This window comes from Actinopolymorpha cephalotaxi (genome assembly GCF_013408535.1).
In the GTDB taxonomy this organism is placed as follows: Bacteria; Actinomycetota; Actinomycetes; order Propionibacteriales; family Actinopolymorphaceae; genus Actinopolymorpha; species Actinopolymorpha cephalotaxi.
The window spans coordinates 4,602,986-4,620,340 of record NZ_JACBZA010000001.1 but is presented as its reverse complement, the minus strand read 5'-3'; the positions used below and the strand labels follow the sequence as shown (position 1 = coordinate 4,620,340).

Below are 17,355 nucleotides of genomic sequence, written 5' to 3'. Positions count from 1 at the left end.
AGATCAACACGTCACCTTAGGTCGTGTTTCAGGCGCGAGCCACTCGGATCCAGTTGCCGCACCTATCGAAAAACGATAGATTCCCATCGACGTTCGATTGGGGGAGGGGTAATGGGAAAGCTGACGGTTCTTGCGCTGAGGGCGGTACTCGTGGCGCTGTTCGCCGGCTCGGTGTTCGTGCAGGCGGTGATGATCCCGCTGCTGGCCGGTGACCTGGGGGAGGCGGACGCCGAGCTCGCTGCGTACCAGCGCACCTCCGTCGTGGTGATCCTCGTCCTGGGTCTCGTCGCGGTCGAGGTGGTGCTGGCCTGTGTCTGGCACCTGGTGACGATGGTGGGACGCGGGACAGTGTTCTCCCATGGCGCCTCCCGGTACGTCTACATCGTGACGGGTGCGGTCGTGGCGGCGGCGGTTCTGCTGTTCGCGCTCGCGGTCGTCCTTGCCCCGGGGGAGGCCGTCCCACCGGGCATGGTCCTGCTGATCTGTGGAGCCGCGGTGGCGGTCCTGGGGGTCGCGCTCGTCGTGGTCGTACTCCGGATGCTGCTCGCCCAGGCCGTCGCCCGCGACGTCGAGGCGGCGCAGCTGCGGTCGGAGCTGGACGAGGTGATCTGATGCCGATCGTTGTCGACATCGACGTGATGCTGGCCAAGCGGAAACTGTCCGTGGGCGAACTCGCGGATCGCGTCGGAATCACTCCCGCCAACCTGGCCGTCCTCAAGAACGGCCGCGCGAAGGCGGTCCGCTTCACCACTCTCGAGGCCCTCTGCGAGGTGCTCGAGTGCCAGCCGGGAGACCTGCTGCGCTGGGAGAACGACGGCGAGGCGGGCTGACGTGGACACCGTCGACGTGCTGGTCGTCGGCGCGGGGCTGGCGGGCCTGCGGACCGCCACTCTGCTTGCCCAGCAGGGACATGACGTGCTTCTCGCGGAGCGGCGTCCCGGTCTTGCGGGTGCGATTCGTACCACCGGCATCTTCGTACGCCGAACCCTCGACGATTTCCCCTTGCCCGCCGAGTGTCTTGGCCCGCCGATCAGACGGGTGGTGCTCTATCCGCCCGGTCTGGGCGGGCCGGTGACGCTGGTCAGTGAACGGGACGAGTACCGGGTCGGAGACATGGCGCCCATCTACGTGAAGGCGGCCGCTGCGGCAGCCGATGTCGGCGTACGCATCATGCTTGGTACGCGTTATAACGGCCGGCAGGGCCAGATCCACACCCTGGTTGGAAGAACGGGGACGAGCCGGGTGCGGGCGCGGTTCGTCGTCGGTGCGGACGGAGCGAGGTCACGGGTCGCCCGCGACCTCGGCCTGGACCGCAACCGGCACCTGCTGATCGGTGCTGAGGAGGTGTACGAGATCCCGGGTGGTGAGGAGCCACCGACCTTCCACTGTGTGCTGGATCCCTCGCTCGCTCCCGGCTACCTGGCCTGGGTCGTGAACGACGGCCGGCACGCCCACGTCGGCACGGCCGGCTACGCCAACCGCTTTCCCGATGGTCTTCGCCGGGCCCTCGAACGGTTCGCCTCCGCAGCACCCGGGCTGGAGGGTGTGCAGCGTCCCGATGGCTCCGATGCGATCGAGCGGCGCGGAGGGCCGATCCCGGTCGGTGGGCTGCTGCGCCGGATCAGCTGTGCGGACGGGGTGCTCGTCGGAGACGCCGCGGGTGCGGTCTCCCCGCTCACTGCCGGCGGCCTCGACCCGTGCCTGCGCCTGTCGGAGCTCGCGGCCGACGTCCTCGACGAAGCACTGCGTTCCGGTCGCAAGGACGCGTTGACACACTTCGACGGGGCCGCGCTGCGTTCCAGGTTTCGCGGCAGGCTCGCGATGCGGTGGGGTCTGGACAGGGTCCGTACGCCTGCCGTCGCGGCGGCGGCCCTCGCCTTGCTGCGGACGACTCTCGGCCAGGCAGCCGCCCGCCGGGTCCTCTTCGGGGACAGGTCGTTTCCTACTACGCCCTGATCAGTTGTCGAGTACGACGCGGATCCGTTCCCCGGCTTCGTGCGGGTCCCTCGGCCGCCAGTCGATCGCGACCAGCGTCCGTCCGTCGGCATCGATGTCGAGGGCCTCGTCGGCAGCGGCGCGTGCGATGCGCGGGCGCACTTCTTCCGTACGCCAGTTTCGGCTTCCGGCTTCACTGACCGCGAACAGCATGCGTGCGGACAAGGCGTCGCCGTACGGGGACGGTACGTCGACCCACTCACCGTGCCAGGGTTCGCCGAGTCCCGGCACCGGGCCGGGAGCCGTCTGGAGGTACTGCCGTTCGACCTCGCCGGTGAAGCGTTCCAGCAGGATTCCTCGCAGACCTGCTTCGCCCGCCCGTACGGCAACCTCCTGCGACAGGCTCGGCGACCCTTCGAACAGTTCGGCGGGATGGGCGGTCAGCGCCCGTCGCAGTTCGGCCAGCCGGCGGGGAGACGACGGTGCCGGACCCGGCGACGGGAAGCTGAACAGGTCGACCGTCGTGCCCGCGGACTGGACCCACGTCCAGGCCATGCAGAGCTGGTCCGTTCGCTGCGCACGGGACCAGGTGAGGAGCTCGCCCAGCCGTTTGCGCTCGAGCGCCGCGACGAGGGCTCTCTGAGGCTCGCGGGCGTCCCGTCCGTGGCACTCGCCCGCCACCACCCGTGCCGGGAGAGCGAACCGGAACTCCGGGCGGATCCGCCGCCCGCCGCCGGCGTAGAGGGACTGGAGATCCGCGGGGAGCGCGTCGAGGTGGGCGATGCCGCGGGTCGCCCCGTGCACCTTGTCGACGGCTGCCGCCAGGGCGCCGAGCGCCACCACCTCCGTCGTGAACCGGCGGATGTGGGACGAGCTGTCGGCGAAGGCCGCATGCCTGGTGAGCGGCTCGCCCACGCGGTCGCGCTCGAAGAGGCTGAGTACGAGCGCGAGCTCACGGGTCACCAGGCGCATCAGCTTGTGGCCGCCGTAGGGCACGGCAAGCGCGTTGTTCCGGATGGTCGCCGCGAGCGACACCTCCAGCAGGTCCTCGGACCGGAGAGTGATGTCGTCGGCACGAATCGAACGCGCCTTGGGCCGCGGGACGACGTCGAACCGCCGGAAGCGAACCTGTCCCATCGCACCCCCAGGTCCTGGGCCCGCGCGAGCACGCCGGCCCCTCCCTCCACGATGCGCGCGCGGACAGCTTTGATCAACACCAGCGTCGAACAAATTTTCGATGACCGAGAGTGGATGGCCGGGACTGGTAGCGGCGTACCGCGCTTCTGGACACTCGGGCGGAGGTCGGTAAGGATGACAAAGCCTTCACCGTTTGCACCTGGCACCGTGCATGCAGACCGTGCACCCGGACGCGAGCACAGCTCGCCGAGACCCTGAGGATGTTCCGCTGAGCACTCACCTGTTGCCCGAAGGACCTCCCGCTTCGCAAGGGGTCGACGCGCGTGGTGTGCACGCGTTCCTGGATGCCGTGGAGCAGGCGCCGCAGATCGAGCCGCACAGCCTGATGATCATCCGGCACGGCGAGCTCGTCGCTTCGGGCTGGTGGGCTCCGTACTCACCCGACCGGCTTCACCTGCTCTACTCGCTGAGCAAGAGCTTCACGTCGACGGCGGCCGGCTTCGCGGTTGCCGAGGGGCTCGTACGCCTCGACGATCCGGTGATCTCCTACTTCCCGGAGTTCGAGGCCGACATCACCTCGCCCCGAAGCCGTTCGATGCTCGTCCGCCACATCGCGGCCATGGCCTCCGGCCACGTCGAGGAGACTCTGCAGCGGGCGATCGAGGCCGACCCGGACGACATCGTTCGTGGCTTCCTGTTGGTCCCGCCGGATCGCGATCCGGGCACGGTCTTCGCGTACAACCAGCCCTGCACGTACACGCTCGGCGCCATCGTGCAGAAGGTGACCGGACAGTCGCTGACCGACTACCTTCGCCCGCGGCTGTTCGAGCCGCTCGGTATCGGTGAGGTCGCATGGCAACAACGTCCGGCCGGCCGCGACCTCGGCTTCTCGGGGCTGCACGCGACCACCGACGCGATCGCCCGGCTCGGCCTGCTCTACCTGCAGGAGGGGAGCTGGGAGGGCAAGCAGTTGCTGCCCGCGGCCTGGGTCGCGGAAGCGACGCGGTCGCACGTTTCGAACGCGGACGGCACACCGGATGGCGTGAACTCCGACTGGCAACAGGGGTACGGCTTCCAGTTCTGGATGTCCCGCAACGGCTACCGCGGTGACGGGGCGTACGGCCAGTTCTGTGTGGTGCTTCCGGAGTACGACGCGGTGATCGCGATGACCGCGGCGACCGTGGAGATGCAGGCCTTGCTGGACGCCATGTGGGACCACCTGCTGCCGGCGTTCGGGTCGGCCCCGCTCGACGGCCGGGAGGACGACGACGCCGCGCTGGCGGAACGCCTGTCCCGGCTGGCGCTTCCGACGGTCCCCGGTGACGCGGCCCCGCCCGCCGACGCCGGGGCGTGGTCCGGCGCGGAGTTCGCTCCGGCCGGTGGCGCGTGCGCCGATCAGCCGAGCCTGACCGGGATCGCGGTCGAGTCTGCCGAGGACGGCGGCTGGGCCATCTCCCTGACCGACGGCGGCGAACGCCTCGAACTCCGGCTGGGCGGGAAGAGTTCGTCGGGCTGGACGGTCGATTCGGACGTGGCCGCGGCTTCGGCCGTGCCCACGGCTGTCAGTGGCGGATGGACTGGCAAGGACACGTTGACGTTCGACGTGGTGTTCCTGGAGACGCCGCACCGGCTGGCGGTGAGGTGCTCGCTCGCGGATCGTACGTTCACCGCGACCTGGCCGACCGTCCCGCTGCACAACGGCCCGCTGAGCTCAATGGGCGCTCCTCGTCGCTGAGGGGTGACGAGGGGGCGTCCGGCGGGCGCGATCGACTTCTCCGGAATCTCTGCGCCTGCTCTCAGTCTGGTTTCAGCCGCCGGGCGGAATCTTCAGGCATGACTGAGACCACTCCTTCACCCGCCGCGCCGGATCGCTCCGGTGGCCAGGCCTTCCCGCCACCATCCGACTACGCCTACGGCCAGGCGCCGCCCTCGCGGCCTTCGTCGCCATACGCGGACCAGCCGCCCAGGCCGCATCGCCCCCGTCGGCGCGGCGTGCCGGCCGTCGCCGCCCTCGCGCTCGTCGCCGGCCTGGTCGGCGGAGGGGCCGGCAGCGCGGCAACCTACTTCACCACCAGGGACCAGGCCGCTTCCGGCGCCGGCGCCACCGCGCTCGACCAGTCGACGGCGACCATCAAGGCGGCATCCAACGCGCCGGCGGGCAGCGTCCAGCAGGTCGCGAACAAGGTGCTTCCGAGCGTCGTACTGATCACGATCTCGACCGCACAGGAATCGGGTAACGGCAGCGGGATCGTGCTCAGCAAGGACGGCCTGATCCTCACCAACAACCACGTCGCCGAGGCAGCTCAGGGCGAGGGCCTGAGCGTGACCTTCAGCAACGGCAAGACTGCCAAGGCGACCGTCGTGGGTGCGGACCTGGTGACCGACCTCGCGGTCATCAAGGCCGGCGGAGTCTCCGGGCTGACCCCCGCGACGTTGGGCAGCTCCGCCGATCTGAGCGTCGGGCAGGCCGTCGTTGCCATCGGGTCGCCGCTCGGGCTGTCCGGCACCGTGACCTCGGGCATCGTCAGCGCGCTCGACCGTCCCGTGCCTTCCAGCGACTCGGGCCAGAGCCAGAGCACCGTCACCGACGCGATCCAGACCGACGCCGCCATCAACCCCGGCAACTCCGGTGGTGCGCTCGTCAACATGGCCGGTCAGGTCGTCGGAATCAACAGCTCCGCGATTCTGAGCGGATCGGGCCAGCAGGAAGGTGGATCGATCGGCCTGGGGTTCGCGATCCCGATCGACGAGGCCAAGCCGATCGCGGAGCAGCTGATCGCCAAGGGGCACGCCGAGCACGCCCAACTCGGTGTAGCGGCGGGCACGTCCACCGGCAGCGATGGCGTGTCCGGCGGAGCGACCCTCGGGACCGTCACCGCTGGAGGCGCTGCTGCCAAGGCCGGCTTGCAGCAGGGTGATGTCGTCACGAAGGTGGACGAGCGGCCGGTCGCGGACGCGGACGCGCTGGTCGCGGCGATCCGGTCGTACCGGCCCGGTGACAAGGTGACGTTGACGTACGTCCGCAACGGCGCCACCCACACCGCGACAGTGACCCTGGGCACCGACGGCGGCAACGTCCAGCAGGCCGGGGACCCCTCCGGCCAGGACGAGCAGGGCCAGAGCCGGCAGCCCTCACCCTGGTCGAGCTGACGAGCTCGGCGGCGAAGGCACGGCACAGCTCACGGGCACGGGAGACGAGCTGCTACGGATCGTGCATCAACGGATACACGGCAATGACCCGGCGTCCTGATCCGGCCACTCCCAGGATTCCGCGCTACATAAGGGGTACGACCGGCGCGGCGTTGCAGCAGAGCTGTCCCTGAGAACGACCGACCTGAGGAGCTGATGTGTCAGGACTTGCCCTGCCGTGGCTGGCGTTGATCTTCGCCGGTGCCGCGGCCGCGATCTGGCTGGCGGGAATCCAGCTGTCCAACCAGACCGACGTACTGTCGACCCGCCTGCATCTCGGCTCGGCACTCGGCGGCCTGATCCTGCTCGCCGTCGCGACCAACCTGCCCGAGATCGCGATCGTCGCCAGCGCGGCACTCGCGGACAACATCGGTGTCGCCGTGGGCAACATCCTTGGTGGCATCGCCATCCAGACCGTCGTACTGGTTGTGCTGGACGCTTTCGGAGTACGCGGTGGCAAGTCGCTGACCTACCGGGCGGCGTCCCTGGTGCTGGTGCTGGAAGCCGGGTTGGTCGTCGCCGTGCTGAGCGTCGTCGTCGCCGGCTCCCAGCTGCCCGACAACCTGATCGTGCTACGCCTCACGCCCGCTCCGGTGCTGATCCTGATTCTCTGGGTCGTCGGGCTGCTGCTGTTGCGGCGCGCCGGCCGGTCATTGCCCTGGCACGAGTCCGGTGAAGCGCCCGACAACCAGGAGCCGGCGCGCGGGCACAGCAGGCACAAGCGTGAACAGCAGGCCACCAAGCGAGGTATCAGCACGGGCAGATCGGCCGCCATCTTCGGTGCAGCCGCACTGGTCACCCTTGTGGCCGGCGTCTTCCTCGAACGCAGCGGGGACGCCATCGCCGGCCACATCGGCCTATCCGGCGTACTCTTCGGCGCGACCGTACTGGCGGCAGCCACCTCGCTCCCGGAGGTGTCGACCGGCCTGACCTCGGTTCGCAACGGGGACTACCAGTTGGCGATGAGCGACATCTTCGGCGGCAACGCGTTCCTGCCCGTGCTGTTCGTCGTGGCGACCCTCCTGTCCGGCAAGGCGGTCCTGCCGCAGGCGCAGTCCACTGACATCTACCTGACGGCGGTCGCGATCCTGCTCACCATGGTTTACGCAGCGGGCCTGTTGTTCCGTCCGCAACGACGGATCGCCCGGATGGGTCTGGACTCGTTGACCGTGCTGATTCTCTACGTCGTCGCTGTGGCCGGACTGTTCGCGGTCGCCGGCGCCGGCTGATCAGAGCTCCGGCGGCCCGTGGCGCAGCACGGTGTAGGTCTCGCGTTCTTCCACGAGCTCGAATCCGAACGCGTCGTACAGGGAACGAGGGCCGCGCCAGTTGTCCTGGTCGACGTCCGTCTGGTCGTTGAACGGGTAGGCCTCCACCCACGCGATCCCTCTGCCCGGGGCGTCGGCGATCACGCGACGGAGCAGGGTGCTCACGAGCCCGTGGCCGCGGTAGGGCGGCGCGATCCCGAAGCAGGAAACGGAGATCACGTCACCATCGGCCGGACCCGCCCCGTCGCCGATCCGGTACATCGAGCACTCGGCCCGCTTCGAGGCGTTGACCCAACCGGCGGGCCTGCCGTCGACATAGGCAAGGTAACCGAACGCCCGCCCACTCGTGAGCAGGTCGACCATCAGCTCCCGGTTCTTCCTCCAGGAGCGGAGCTCGCCTCCGGTCTGACTACGCCCCAGCACATGAGGGCCGGTGCAGTAGCAGACCGCGTCGACGGGGTTGCCGGCGAACACGTCGTGGTCGAAGAACGAGAGCCAGTCGGGGATCCGGGCAGCCGAGACCGGATGAACGGTCACCGCGCCGATGGTGTCGAGGCGCTCGGTTGAACCCGTGAGACGTTGCGTCGCCTCGGCGACGTTGCGGACAGCCAGGTCGGGGAACGGCCAGTCGGGGTGCCGGGATCGCACGTGTGCGAGGTACGCATCGCTGAAGGCGTTTAGGTCCGGACCCTCCACGAGGACCGAGCAGCCCTCGCAGCGAAGGCTGTTGCCGACCGTCATGCTCATCGACTCCGTCCCTTATCCACCAAGCTCGTCCATCAGATGCTGTGCCCACGCGACGTGGCCCGCCGTCCAGCCGGCGAGGTCAGCGCCCCACGCTGCCTCGACGACACAGATGTGGAACCGGTAGAACGCCAGCATCCGCTGGACATGCTCGGTGTCGTAGGAGTTCCGCGCGAAGTAGCGCGCGTGCATGGTCGGGTGCAGCTGCGCCGGCCGCTCGTCGTCGGCAGGGCCGCCACCCACGAACCGTACGAGGTCATACAGCGGATCGCCGACCAGCGCGCCGCCCCAGTCGACGATCGCGGTGACCGCGCCGGTCGACGGATCGACGTAGATCTCTCCGTCACCCAGGTCGGCGTGCAGGAGGACACCCGGCGCGGCGTCGAGCTCGGCGGCGAAGGCACGGCACAGCTCACGGGCACGGGAGACGAACTTCGGCGGGGCGGCTTCCATCCGGGTCAGTGAGCCGAGAGCCTCGTCAACCGTTCCTTGCTGCCATCGCGACCACGAGGAGAGCCTGCCGCCACGAGCGTCGTCGGTGAGGGCTCCGAAGCCGGGCAGCGCGATCTGGTGGAGGAGTGTGTAGTACTCCGCCAGTTCGTCGAGGCTCCGCCCGATCGTCGGTGCCGTACGTCCGACATCCTGCAACGTCCGGCCCGCCGCGGCGCGCGTGATCATCCAGCGCCCGCCGGGGAGCAGGTCGTCGTTCCCTACGCCCCAGACGTCGACAGCGGGGACGCCCGCGGCGCGAACGCGCTCCATCACCGCGGCCTCGGTGTGGACGTTCTGGTTGGCGCCCGCCTTGACGAACACCGTCAGCCCGTCGTCCACGCGCGCCTCGACGACGACCGTCGGTCCGAACGTCAGCAGCGCCCGCGTGGACGTGGGTTTCGTACCGAGGAACTCGGTGACGACCTCGACGGCCCGATGATGTTCCGGCGTCATCTCCACGCGATCACGGTAGGACGACGGTCAACCTCTTATCGAACTGTCCCACGGCGCAGACTGAATACCTGCAAAGAGCGAGGTGGGCGTAGGTTGGCGACATGGTTGGGTGGTCGGTCCGAGAGCTGCCGGCCGAGATCCTGGACGACGTGGCCAGGGTGGTCGGGGCAGAGGTCACCCTTCTCGGTCGCCTGCCCGGAGGCCTCGATCTGGGTGCCATGCGCGTCCAGTTGGCCGGAAGGGCAGATGCAGTGCTCAAAGCAGTGCCCCGGGCGCAAAGGCACCCCCATCAGCTGGACGAGTGGTTGCGTGCGCAGAGGGTGGTCGCGCACATGCGCAGGCGCGGTTACCCAACCCCGGTCTGGCTCGGAGTGGGGGCCACGGCCACCCATGTGTGGCATCTGATGGACTTCGTCGACGCGGCTCCCGTGCCCCAGCTGACCCCATCCCTCGTCGAGCAGCTGATGGAGATCATCGAACTCCAGGCCGGCCAGGCCTCCGAGCCCTACGACCACTGGTCGTACGCCTGGCGGCTCGCCACCGGTCAGGAATTCGGTGAGGACCTGGCTCCGAGTTTGTCGAGGGCGGTCGCCGGGCTTTCGGGGTATTCCTCGGTGGTGTCGGCCTTGGTCGAGCGCCTGCGGCTCTCGTGTGCCGACGTCCCACCACCACGAGAGTCACCCGACATGGTCCACAGCGATCTCAATCCCAGCAACGTTCTGGTCCGTGACGGCGCGGTGGTGGCGGTCGTGGATGTCGGGAACGCGGGTAGCGGCACACGGGCGACTGATCTCATCGACCTCGTGTGGCAAACCTTCCAGGATCCGCTGGACGGTGTCCGAAGGCAGCTGTGGAGGAGGATCCTCGACCTCGTCGGCTGGGAGGGGGCGGCAGTGCTCGCAGCGACCAAGATCCTCGTGAGCCTCGAGTTCCCCATCCGTCATGGGTGGCACGATGTCGTTACAGGGTTGGTCAAGCGCGGCCATCGCGCCCTCGACGAGCTGAACGCGTTTCGCTGACTGTCGCTGGTTCGCCCAACCCTCTCCCAGTTCTTCGGGTGTCCCAAAGCGGCAGCCCGCTTGCCGAACACCGTCGCGCTCGCCATGATGAACGGTTCCCACCGAAGGGATGCGCTCTTGCCCGCGCCCGTTCTCCGCCGGTCACGTAGTGGCTATCGAAGGTTCGCTCACGTTGCGTGGCGGGCAGGTCCGGGGCTGACTGTTGTCACCGCGTTCACTGTGCTGCTGGGTGCCGCGGCACCGCTGGGACTCGCCGGCGTGGTCGGTGCCGTGGTGGGCCGGGCGGGCGACGTCGCGGCCGAGGGGCTGTCCTCGCCGGCAAGCCGGTCCGCGCTGTGGTGGGCCGCCGCCGCGGCCGGCCTTCTCATGGTGGTGTGGGTGGCGGGTTCGGTGCGATCGGCCACCGCGACCGCGTTGGGCGAACGGATCGACGCCTCGCTTCAACGAGAGCTCATGCGCGTGGTCGGTGAGCCGGTCGGCATCGGCCACCTGGAGGATCCCCGTCCCGCCGAACTCATCACCGTAGGCCGGGAGACCTTTCGTGGATCGTGGGGCCGTCCCGGCCGGTTGGCGTCCACCGTCGCCGGTCTGGTGACCGGCCGGATCGTGCTGGTCGGCGCCTGCGTGCTGGTCGCGGGCTTCCGCCCGGTGCTCGGGCTCGCCCTGCTGGTGGCGGGAACGTGGACGGCGTACGAGGAGAAGGTGGCGTCGCGCGCAGAGGCCGGCCACCACTACGGAGCCAGCGAGGTCGCGCGGCGGTTGGACTACCTCTATGACCTGGGCTCGACTCCCGAAGTCGCCAAGGAGGTAAGGATCTTCGGGCTCGCAGGATTCCTGCGCGACCGGTACACGACACTGTGGCAGCGGTCGATGGCCGACGTGATCAGCCCGCTGCCGCGACGTGCGGTCGCCGCCAACGTCGTCACCGCCGCCGTCGTCGTGTGCGGGCTGGCGTGGATCGCCGTACGCGCGGCTGGGGGAGAGGTCACCGCGGGCCAGGCGGCAGTGTGGGCGCAGGCGCTGATGACCGGGCTCCTCGGCGTCAAGCAGTCCGCGTGGACGGGACTGCAGACCGAGTTGGCGCTCGCGACGCTTCGCCGTTTCGACGAGGCGATCGAGGCAGTCGAGGCAGTCGCCGCGGTCCCGGTCGGGGACGCGAAGGTGGATCGGCCTCGCCGCGAGATCCGATTCGAACGCGTCTCGTTCTCCTACCCCGGCGCGCCGTCCACCCTCGTACTCGACGAACTCGACCTGGCGATACCCGCCGGTCGTTCCCTCGCGATCGTGGGTCGCAACGGCGCGGGCAAGACCACGATCATCAAGCTGCTGTGCCGGATGTACGAGCCGAGCTCCGGGCGTCTCACCGTCGACGGGACCGACCTGGCCACGGTCGACGTCCACGGATGGCGCCGTCAGGTGGCGGCGGTGTTCCAGGACGCCACGCGGTTCCCGTTGACCGCCCGCGAGAGCGTCGCCATGGGGTGGCCGGACGTCCCCGTCGACCAGGCCGGCGTCGAGTCCGCCGCCGAACGCGCGGGTATCGCCGACGAGATCGAGGCGTTGCCCTCCTCCTGGGACACGCCGCTGTCGTCCCACTATCCCGGCGGCGCCGACCTGTCCGGTGGTCAGTGGCAGAAGCTGTCGCTGGCGAGGGCGCTGTACGCGGTCGACCACGGCGCCGGTGTTCTGATCCTGGACGAGCCGGCCGCGCACTTCGACGCCCGGGCGGAAGCCCGCCTCTATGAGCGGTTCCTGGAGCTCACGGCGGGGCTCACCACGATCGTCATCTCGCACCGCTTCTCCACGGTCCGGCGCGCCGATTCGATCGTCGTCCTGGACGGCGGCCGGGTCGCCGAACGCGGCAGTCACGACGACCTGATGGCGCTCGGCGGGAGCTACGCGGAGATGTTCCGGCTCCAGGCCGAGCGCTTTTCCGACCGTACGAACGACTCTACGAATGCCTCAGCGCACGACTCAGCGCACGACTCCGAAGGAACGGCGGAGGTCACCGCATGACGTCCTGGCGTCACACCTGGCGGCTGCTGTTCGGCATCGGGAGGGAGATCGGCGTCGTCGTGTGCGTACTCCACGTTCTGGTGGTGGCTACGTCGTTCCTCGGCCCGCTGCTGCTCGCTCTCGGCCTGCGCCCGCTGGTCGACGGCGCGGCCTCCGGCGACTCTCGCCGGATCGCTGTCGGTGGCGTGCTCTCCGGCCTCGCGCTGCTGCTGTCCGCGCTGGCGCCGGTCGGCTACCGGTGGGCGGTGATCCGGATGCGGGAACGTTCCCAGATGGTTGTCCAGCGGCGCCTGCTCACGCTGTCGGCGTCCGCACCGGGGCTCGCCCACATCGAGCTTCCTGCATACCGTGACCGGCTGGAACTGCTCAAGCAACGGTCCGACGATCTCGCGGACGGCCTTACCCTGTTCGCGATCGGGCCGATCACCGTCGTCCAACTGGCCGTCACGGCGCTGCTGCTGGGCCGGTTGCAACCGCTCCTGCTGGTGATTCCGCTGCTCGCGATTCCGGCCGTACGACTGGCCAGGAAGGCGGAACGGCTGCGTAACTCCGCGGAGCTGCGGACGGCGGCTGACCGCAGGTCCGCCCAGGACCTGTTCGCCCTGGCAACGAACCCGGCATCGGGTGCCGAGGTCCGGGTCCACGGGGTCGGCGCGGACCTGGTGGACCGGCATGGCGCCGCGTCGCGGACCCGGCACCGGGTGGTGGAGGCGGCCCTGTTCCGTTCGGTGTGCGCCACCGTGGCGGTGTGGCTGTGCTACGCGGCGGCGTTCTTCGGCGCGGTGGTGCTGGTCCTGCGCCAGGTCGCGGCGGGGGAGGCCAGTGCCGGCGACGTTGCCATGGTGCTCGCGCTGGCGGCTGCCGTGATCAGTGCCGCAGGCCAACTGTCCAGCCAGGCAGGGGCTGCGATGCGGGTACACACCGCCGCGGGTCACTATCACTGGCTGGAACGCGAGGCGCTGCGGGAGGCCGGCCGGACGGCCGCGGCACCTGAACGCCTGGCCGGCGGCATCACGTTGGACGGCGTGCACTTTGCCTATCCCGGCACCGACCGGCCGGTCCTGACCGACCTCTCGCTGCACCTGCCTGCCGGCGCGGTGGTCGCGCTGGTCGGCGAGAACGGCGCCGGTAAGACGACCCTGGTCAAGCTCCTCACCGGCATGTACGAACCCACTGCGGGGCGGATCTCCGTCGACGGGGTGGATCTGACCAGGCTCGACCCCGGCGCCTACCGCGAGCGCATCACCGCCGGTTTCCAGGACTACGCCCGCTTCGAACTCGCCGTACGGGAGAGCGTCGGCGTCGGTGACCTGACCCGGATGGCCGACGATCGGGCCGTCCGCGCGGCGCTGGACGCTGCAGGTGCGGACTTCGTGGAACGGCTGCCCGCGGGACTGGACACCCCACTGGGAGCAGGGTGGGACGGAGGCGCCGAACTCTCCGGCGGTCAGTGGCAACGGCTCGCCCTTGCCCGGGCCGCGATGCGGCGGCGGCCGCTGCTGGTGGTGCTGGACGAACCGACCGCCGCGCTCGACCCGCACGCCGAGCATGCGTTGTTCGAGCGCGTCGCCGCCGATGCCAGGCAAGGACGGGTTGACGGAAGGATCACCCTGCTCGTCTCACACCGGTTCTCCACCGTGCGGATGGCCGACCTGATCGTCGTACTGTCCGACGGTCGCGTCTCCGAGTCCGGTACGCATTCCGAACTGCTCGCCCAGGATGGCCTCTACGCGGACCTCTACAACCTCCAGGCCGAGTCGTACCGCTGAGAGACGGGGGCGATGCACCAAGTGACAAAGTTCGCTTGATGCAGGAGGTCAACGCTGGACTCGGTCATCTTCGGCATTGCGGATCATGAAAAGGTCGTCAGGTCCAGGTGGACGACGAAGGGCAAGGAAACGTTCTCCTTGCCCTTCTAAACGTATAGCGCACTGGGGGGCTTGCCGCAAGACCCCGGTCGTGCCGCAGAATCACAGGCCGAACCAGCAGACGTACCGAACGGGGTGCAATGAACCCACTGACCACCGGCGTGTTCGACCTACCCGGCCACCTGGTCCACAAGGCCGACCCGAAGTTGATCTCCCGCGACGAACACCACTTCGCCGCAATCGAGGAGACCCTCGAGCAGTCGATCGCAGAGCTGTCCGACCGCCTCGCTGCCGCTCGCCGGGCACCCGGCGGCAAGGGCCAGCAGGCGCTGGATCGGGACCTGGAGGTCCACCGCCTGACCGCTCGGCTGCGTACTTTGCGCCGGTTCGGCCTGGACCTGTGTCTCGGGCACATCGTCACCGCGGACCAGACCGATCCCATCTACATCGGCCGGCTCGGCCTCACCGACAGCGAGGGACGCCGGCTGCTGATCGACTGGCGTTCACCCGCGGCCGAACCGTTCTTCGGGGCGACCCACGGCAATCCGATGGAGCTGACGAGCCGCCGGCGCTACCGCTGGAAACGCGGCCGGATCAGCGACTACTGGGACGAGGTGTTCACCCCGGACGGGCTCGAAGGCCGCGCGGCGCTCGACGACCAGTCGGCGTTCATCGCCAGCCTGGGCAGCAGCCGTTCGCCGCGGATGCGGGACGTGCTCGGCACCATCCAGGCCGACCAGGACGCGATCATCCGCGCCGGGTCCAAGGGGACTCTCGTCGTCGACGGCGGTCCGGGTACGGGCAAGACGGTCGTCGCGCTCCACCGCTCGGCCTACCTGCTCTACTCCGACCCGCGCCTGAGTGAGCGCCGGGGCGGCGTGCTCTTCGTCGGCCCGCACCAGCCCTATCTTGCGTACGTCGCCGATGTGCTCCCCAGCCTCGGGGAGGACGGCGTACAGACGTGCACTCTGCGGGACCTCGTTCCCGAAGGCGCGACGGTACCGCCCGAGGCCGATCCGAACGTCGCCCGGCTGAAGTCGTCCGCGGACATGGTGAAGGCGATCGAACCGGCCGTCAGGCTGTACGAACAACCGCCCGGCAAGGGGATGATGGTCCAGACGCACTGGTCCGACATCTGGCTGAGTCCCGCCGACTGGGCTGAGGCGTTCGAGGCGGCCGAGCCCGGCACACCGCACAACGACGCACGCGACCAGGTGTGGGAGGAACTGCTCACGATCCTGGTCGACAAGCACGACAGTGACGAGGAGGTCCCGCACGATCTGCTGCGCAGGTCCCTGTTGCGGAACAGGGTCCTGGTCACGACGTTCAACCGAGCATGGCCGCTGCTCGAACCGACCGACATCGTGGGGGATCTGTGGGAGGTTCCCGCCTACCTGCTCATGTGTGCTCCTATGCTCACGCAGGAGGACGTACGACTGCTGCAGCGTAAGGACCCTCGCGCCTGGACGGTTTCCGACCTGCCGCTCCTGGACGCGGCACGGCAGCGGATCGGTGACCCGGAGGCGGCACGACGAAAGCGACAGCACACGGCGGCCGTCGCGGCCGAACGTGAACGCATGGACCGGGTTGTCGACGAACTCATCGAGTCCGACGACGAGGGCATGTTCGCGCAGTTGCGTCAGCACGGCATCCGCGAGGCCCTCGTCGACCAGGATGCCTTGCCCAGCAAGGATCCGGACGTCCTCGCCGGCCCGTTCGCACACATCGTGGTGGACGAGGCTCAGGAGCTGACCGACGCGGAGTGGCAGATGCTGTTGCTGCGTTGCCCTTCCCGAAGTTTCACGATCGTCGGCGACCGGGCCCAGGCCAGGCACGGCTTCACCGAGTCCTGGCAGCAACGACTCGAGCGGATCGGGCTCGACCGGATCAACCTCGCTTCGCTGAGCATCAACTACCGGACCCCGGAAGAGGTCATGGTCGAAGCCGAGCCGGTGATCCGGGCCGTGATCCCGGACGCCAACGTGCCGACGTCCATCCGCAGGAGCGACGTCCCTGTCCTGCACGGTGCGGCTTCGGACCTGACGTCGATCCTCGACGCCTGGCTCGCCGAACACGTCGAGGGAACCGCCTGTGTCATTGGTGATTCGACGTTCCAGGCAACGGCTCGCGTCCGGTCGCTGACTCCGGAGCTGGCGAAGGGGCTGGAGTTCGACCTGGTCGTACTCGTCGATCCGGACTCGTTCGGCGAGGGCATCGAAGGGGCAGTCGACCGCTATGTCGCGATGACCCGAGCGACCCAGCGCCTCGTCATCCTCACCAGCTCATGACCTCGGGGCCGTAAGGAGTTGCCCGAAGCGTTCCAGTGCGGCCTCGCCCTGGTCGAGCATCAGCTCGGCCTGGGTGGGGCCGAAGCGCAGCGCGACCGCACCGGCGAACATCGCGTTGCTGAAGGCCATCGCCCAGGCATACCCCGCTTCTGCCTGCCATGTGTCGAGTGGGTCGCCGGTGACGGCTTCCCATGCACGAAGGTACGCAGGGAGTCCTGCGGCAGGAGGCCAGTCGTCGTACATCACGACGTCGAGCATGATCGGCCCGATTCGGGCGCTCCCCCAGTCGATCAGGCGAGGTGGACCGGACCCGTCATCGGCCACGACCACATTGAGCCCGTACACGTCGCCATGAAGCAGTGTGGCCGGCAACAGCCGCGGTCCGGCATGGATCCGCTCGTCGTCGGACCAGCGTCGAAGCAGGTCCAAAGCGCGATCGTGCACACGGTGCGGCTCTGTGCGCTGAGCATCGCGGATCCACGACGAGGAGAAGTCCATGAGGGCGCTGTGACAGAAGGACTCGTCGACCCGGGGAAGATCCGGTGGCAGTGCCTCGGTACGCCCGAGATAGTGATGATGCATTCGGGCCAGACTTGCCAGCACCGTGCCCGGGACTGCAGCGTCCCACGGCATCGTCGACCCTGGGTAGAAAGGCGTCACCAGCCACGGACCCGACTCGTCGGCGCCTGCGTCGATCAGTTCCGGGAAGGCGTCCGTGTCGGGTATGGCGGCGACCTCGGACAGGGCGATCACCTCGGCCGGTGAAGCCCGCTTCGCCACGACTCGGTACAGGTCTCGGCGTCTGTCCGACCGCACGGCAGCGACATCCACCTGCTCGACCAACGGTGAGGCGACTCCTCCCGCCAGAGCGTGCCGCGGACCAACTTCCACGGCAACGAGATCGGGATGGAGCGGCCGGAGCCACTCCGCGATGGCGGACTCGCGA

Annotated in this window: 14 protein-coding genes; 10 read left to right on the top strand and 4 right to left on the bottom strand. The window is 69.0% G+C overall.

Going from position 1 to position 17,355, the window contains the following annotated elements; translation table 11 throughout:
- Positions 1 to 111 precede the first annotated feature (111 nt).
- Genes FHR37_RS20415 through FHR37_RS20405 form a run of 3 tightly spaced genes read left to right on the top strand, consistent with a single transcriptional unit; the run spans position 112 to position 1,956 of the window.
- Entirely contained in the window at positions 112 to 612 is a 501-nt protein-coding gene (locus FHR37_RS20415) for a DUF2975 domain-containing protein (RefSeq protein ID WP_092888449.1), read from the top strand.
- Positions 612 to 830, top strand: a complete 219-nt coding sequence (locus tag FHR37_RS20410) for a helix-turn-helix domain-containing protein (RefSeq protein ID WP_092888452.1) — start codon at positions 612 to 614, stop codon at positions 828 to 830. The genes FHR37_RS20415 and FHR37_RS20410 overlap by 1 nt, the downstream gene beginning before the upstream one ends.
- A 1-nt stretch (position 831) precedes the next feature.
- Positions 832 to 1,956: an FAD-dependent oxidoreductase gene (locus FHR37_RS20405; protein WP_202818349.1), complete on the top strand. Its 1,125-nt coding sequence runs from the start codon at positions 832 to 834 to the stop codon at positions 1,954 to 1,956.
- Here FHR37_RS20405 and FHR37_RS20400 read toward each other — a convergent pair whose 3' ends face one another.
- Positions 1,957 to 3,072, bottom strand: coding sequence for a hypothetical protein (locus tag FHR37_RS20400; RefSeq protein ID WP_092888455.1), 1,116 nt, complete (start codon positions 3,070 to 3,072; stop codon positions 1,957 to 1,959). It abuts the gene before it with no gap.
- Between the two features lie 328 nt (positions 3,073 to 3,400).
- Here FHR37_RS20400 and FHR37_RS20395 point away from each other — a divergent pair, with 328 nt between their 5' ends.
- The 3 genes from FHR37_RS20395 to FHR37_RS20385 all read left to right on the top strand — a co-directional run bounded on the left by FHR37_RS20395 (position 3,401) and on the right by FHR37_RS20385 (position 7,490).
- Positions 3,401 to 4,807, top strand: a complete 1,407-nt coding sequence (locus FHR37_RS20395; protein WP_237769060.1) for a serine hydrolase domain-containing protein — start codon at positions 3,401 to 3,403, stop codon at positions 4,805 to 4,807.
- Between the two features lie 98 nt (positions 4,808 to 4,905).
- Positions 4,906 to 6,222, top strand: a complete 1,317-nt coding sequence (locus tag FHR37_RS20390) for a S1C family serine protease (RefSeq protein WP_092888458.1) — start codon at positions 4,906 to 4,908, stop codon at positions 6,220 to 6,222.
- 197 nt (positions 6,223 to 6,419) lie between these two features.
- Entirely contained in the window at positions 6,420 to 7,490 is a 1,071-nt protein-coding gene (locus FHR37_RS20385; RefSeq protein WP_092888461.1) for a sodium:calcium antiporter, read from the top strand.
- Here FHR37_RS20385 and FHR37_RS20380 read toward each other — a convergent pair whose 3' ends face one another.
- Positions 7,491 to 8,276 carry a GNAT family N-acetyltransferase gene (locus tag FHR37_RS20380; RefSeq protein ID WP_092888464.1) on the bottom strand — a complete coding sequence of 262 codons (786 nt, stop codon included), beginning with the start codon at positions 8,274 to 8,276 and terminating at the stop codon, positions 7,491 to 7,493.
- A gap of 12 nt (positions 8,277 to 8,288) precedes the next feature.
- Positions 8,289 to 9,218 (bottom strand): phosphotransferase family protein, encoded by a 930-nt coding sequence (locus tag FHR37_RS20375; protein WP_237769062.1) that lies wholly within the window; start codon positions 9,216 to 9,218, stop codon positions 8,289 to 8,291.
- A 149-nt stretch (positions 9,219 to 9,367) separates the two neighbouring features.
- Here FHR37_RS20375 and FHR37_RS20370 point away from each other — a divergent pair, with 149 nt between their 5' ends.
- The 4 genes from FHR37_RS20370 (at position 9,368) to helR (ending at position 16,409) form a co-directional block, all read left to right on the top strand.
- The gene (locus FHR37_RS20370) at positions 9,368 to 10,237 is read left to right on the top strand and encodes a phosphotransferase (RefSeq protein ID WP_202884547.1); all 870 of its coding nucleotides are present in this window, start codon (positions 9,368 to 9,370) and stop codon (positions 10,235 to 10,237) included.
- Between the two features lie 219 nt (positions 10,238 to 10,456).
- A complete protein-coding gene (locus FHR37_RS20365; protein ID WP_139239166.1) occupies positions 10,457 to 12,253 on the top strand; it encodes an ABC transporter ATP-binding protein in 1,797 nt (598 codons plus the stop codon).
- Positions 12,250 to 14,022: an ABC transporter ATP-binding protein gene (locus FHR37_RS20360; protein ID WP_092888476.1), complete on the top strand. Its 1,773-nt coding sequence runs from the start codon at positions 12,250 to 12,252 to the stop codon at positions 14,020 to 14,022. The genes FHR37_RS20365 and FHR37_RS20360 overlap by 4 nt, the downstream gene beginning before the upstream one ends.
- Positions 14,023 to 14,261: 239 nt before the next feature.
- The gene (gene helR / locus FHR37_RS20355; RefSeq protein ID WP_092888479.1) at positions 14,262 to 16,409 is read left to right on the top strand and encodes an RNA polymerase recycling motor ATPase HelR; all 2,148 of its coding nucleotides are present in this window, start codon (positions 14,262 to 14,264) and stop codon (positions 16,407 to 16,409) included.
- On the opposite strand, the gene FHR37_RS20350 is transcribed toward helR, so the two are convergent.
- A complete protein-coding gene (locus FHR37_RS20350) occupies positions 16,404 to 17,252 on the bottom strand; it encodes a phosphotransferase family protein (RefSeq protein WP_175542781.1) in 849 nt (282 codons plus the stop codon). The two genes, helR and FHR37_RS20350, sit on opposite strands and share 6 nt — an antisense overlap.
- Positions 17,253 to 17,355: the final 103 nt, after the last annotated feature.

What these genes read in the sequence shown, in the direction of transcription:
- FHR37_RS20415 (WP_092888449.1), top strand. Translation starts at nt 112, where the DNA reads ATGGGAAAGCTGACGGTTCTTGCGCTGAGGGCGGTACTCGTGGCGCTG.
- FHR37_RS20410 (WP_092888452.1), top strand. Translation starts at nt 612, where the DNA reads ATGCCGATCGTTGTCGACATCGACGTGATGCTGGCCAAGCGGAAACTG.
- FHR37_RS20400 (WP_092888455.1), bottom strand. Translation starts at nt 3,072, where the DNA reads ATGGGACAGGTTCGCTTCCGGCGGTTCGACGTCGTCCCGCGGCCCAAG.
- FHR37_RS20390 (WP_092888458.1), top strand. Translation starts at nt 4,906, where the DNA reads ATGACTGAGACCACTCCTTCACCCGCCGCGCCGGATCGCTCCGGTGGC.
- FHR37_RS20380 (WP_092888464.1), bottom strand. Translation starts at nt 8,276, where the DNA reads ATGAGCATGACGGTCGGCAACAGCCTTCGCTGCGAGGGCTGCTCGGTC.
- FHR37_RS20375 (WP_237769062.1), bottom strand. Translation starts at nt 9,218, where the DNA reads ATGACGCCGGAACATCATCGGGCCGTCGAGGTCGTCACCGAGTTCCTC.
- FHR37_RS20360 (WP_092888476.1), top strand. Translation starts at nt 12,250, where the DNA reads ATGACGTCCTGGCGTCACACCTGGCGGCTGCTGTTCGGCATCGGGAGG.
- helR (WP_092888479.1), top strand. Translation starts at nt 14,262, where the DNA reads ATGAACCCACTGACCACCGGCGTGTTCGACCTACCCGGCCACCTGGTC.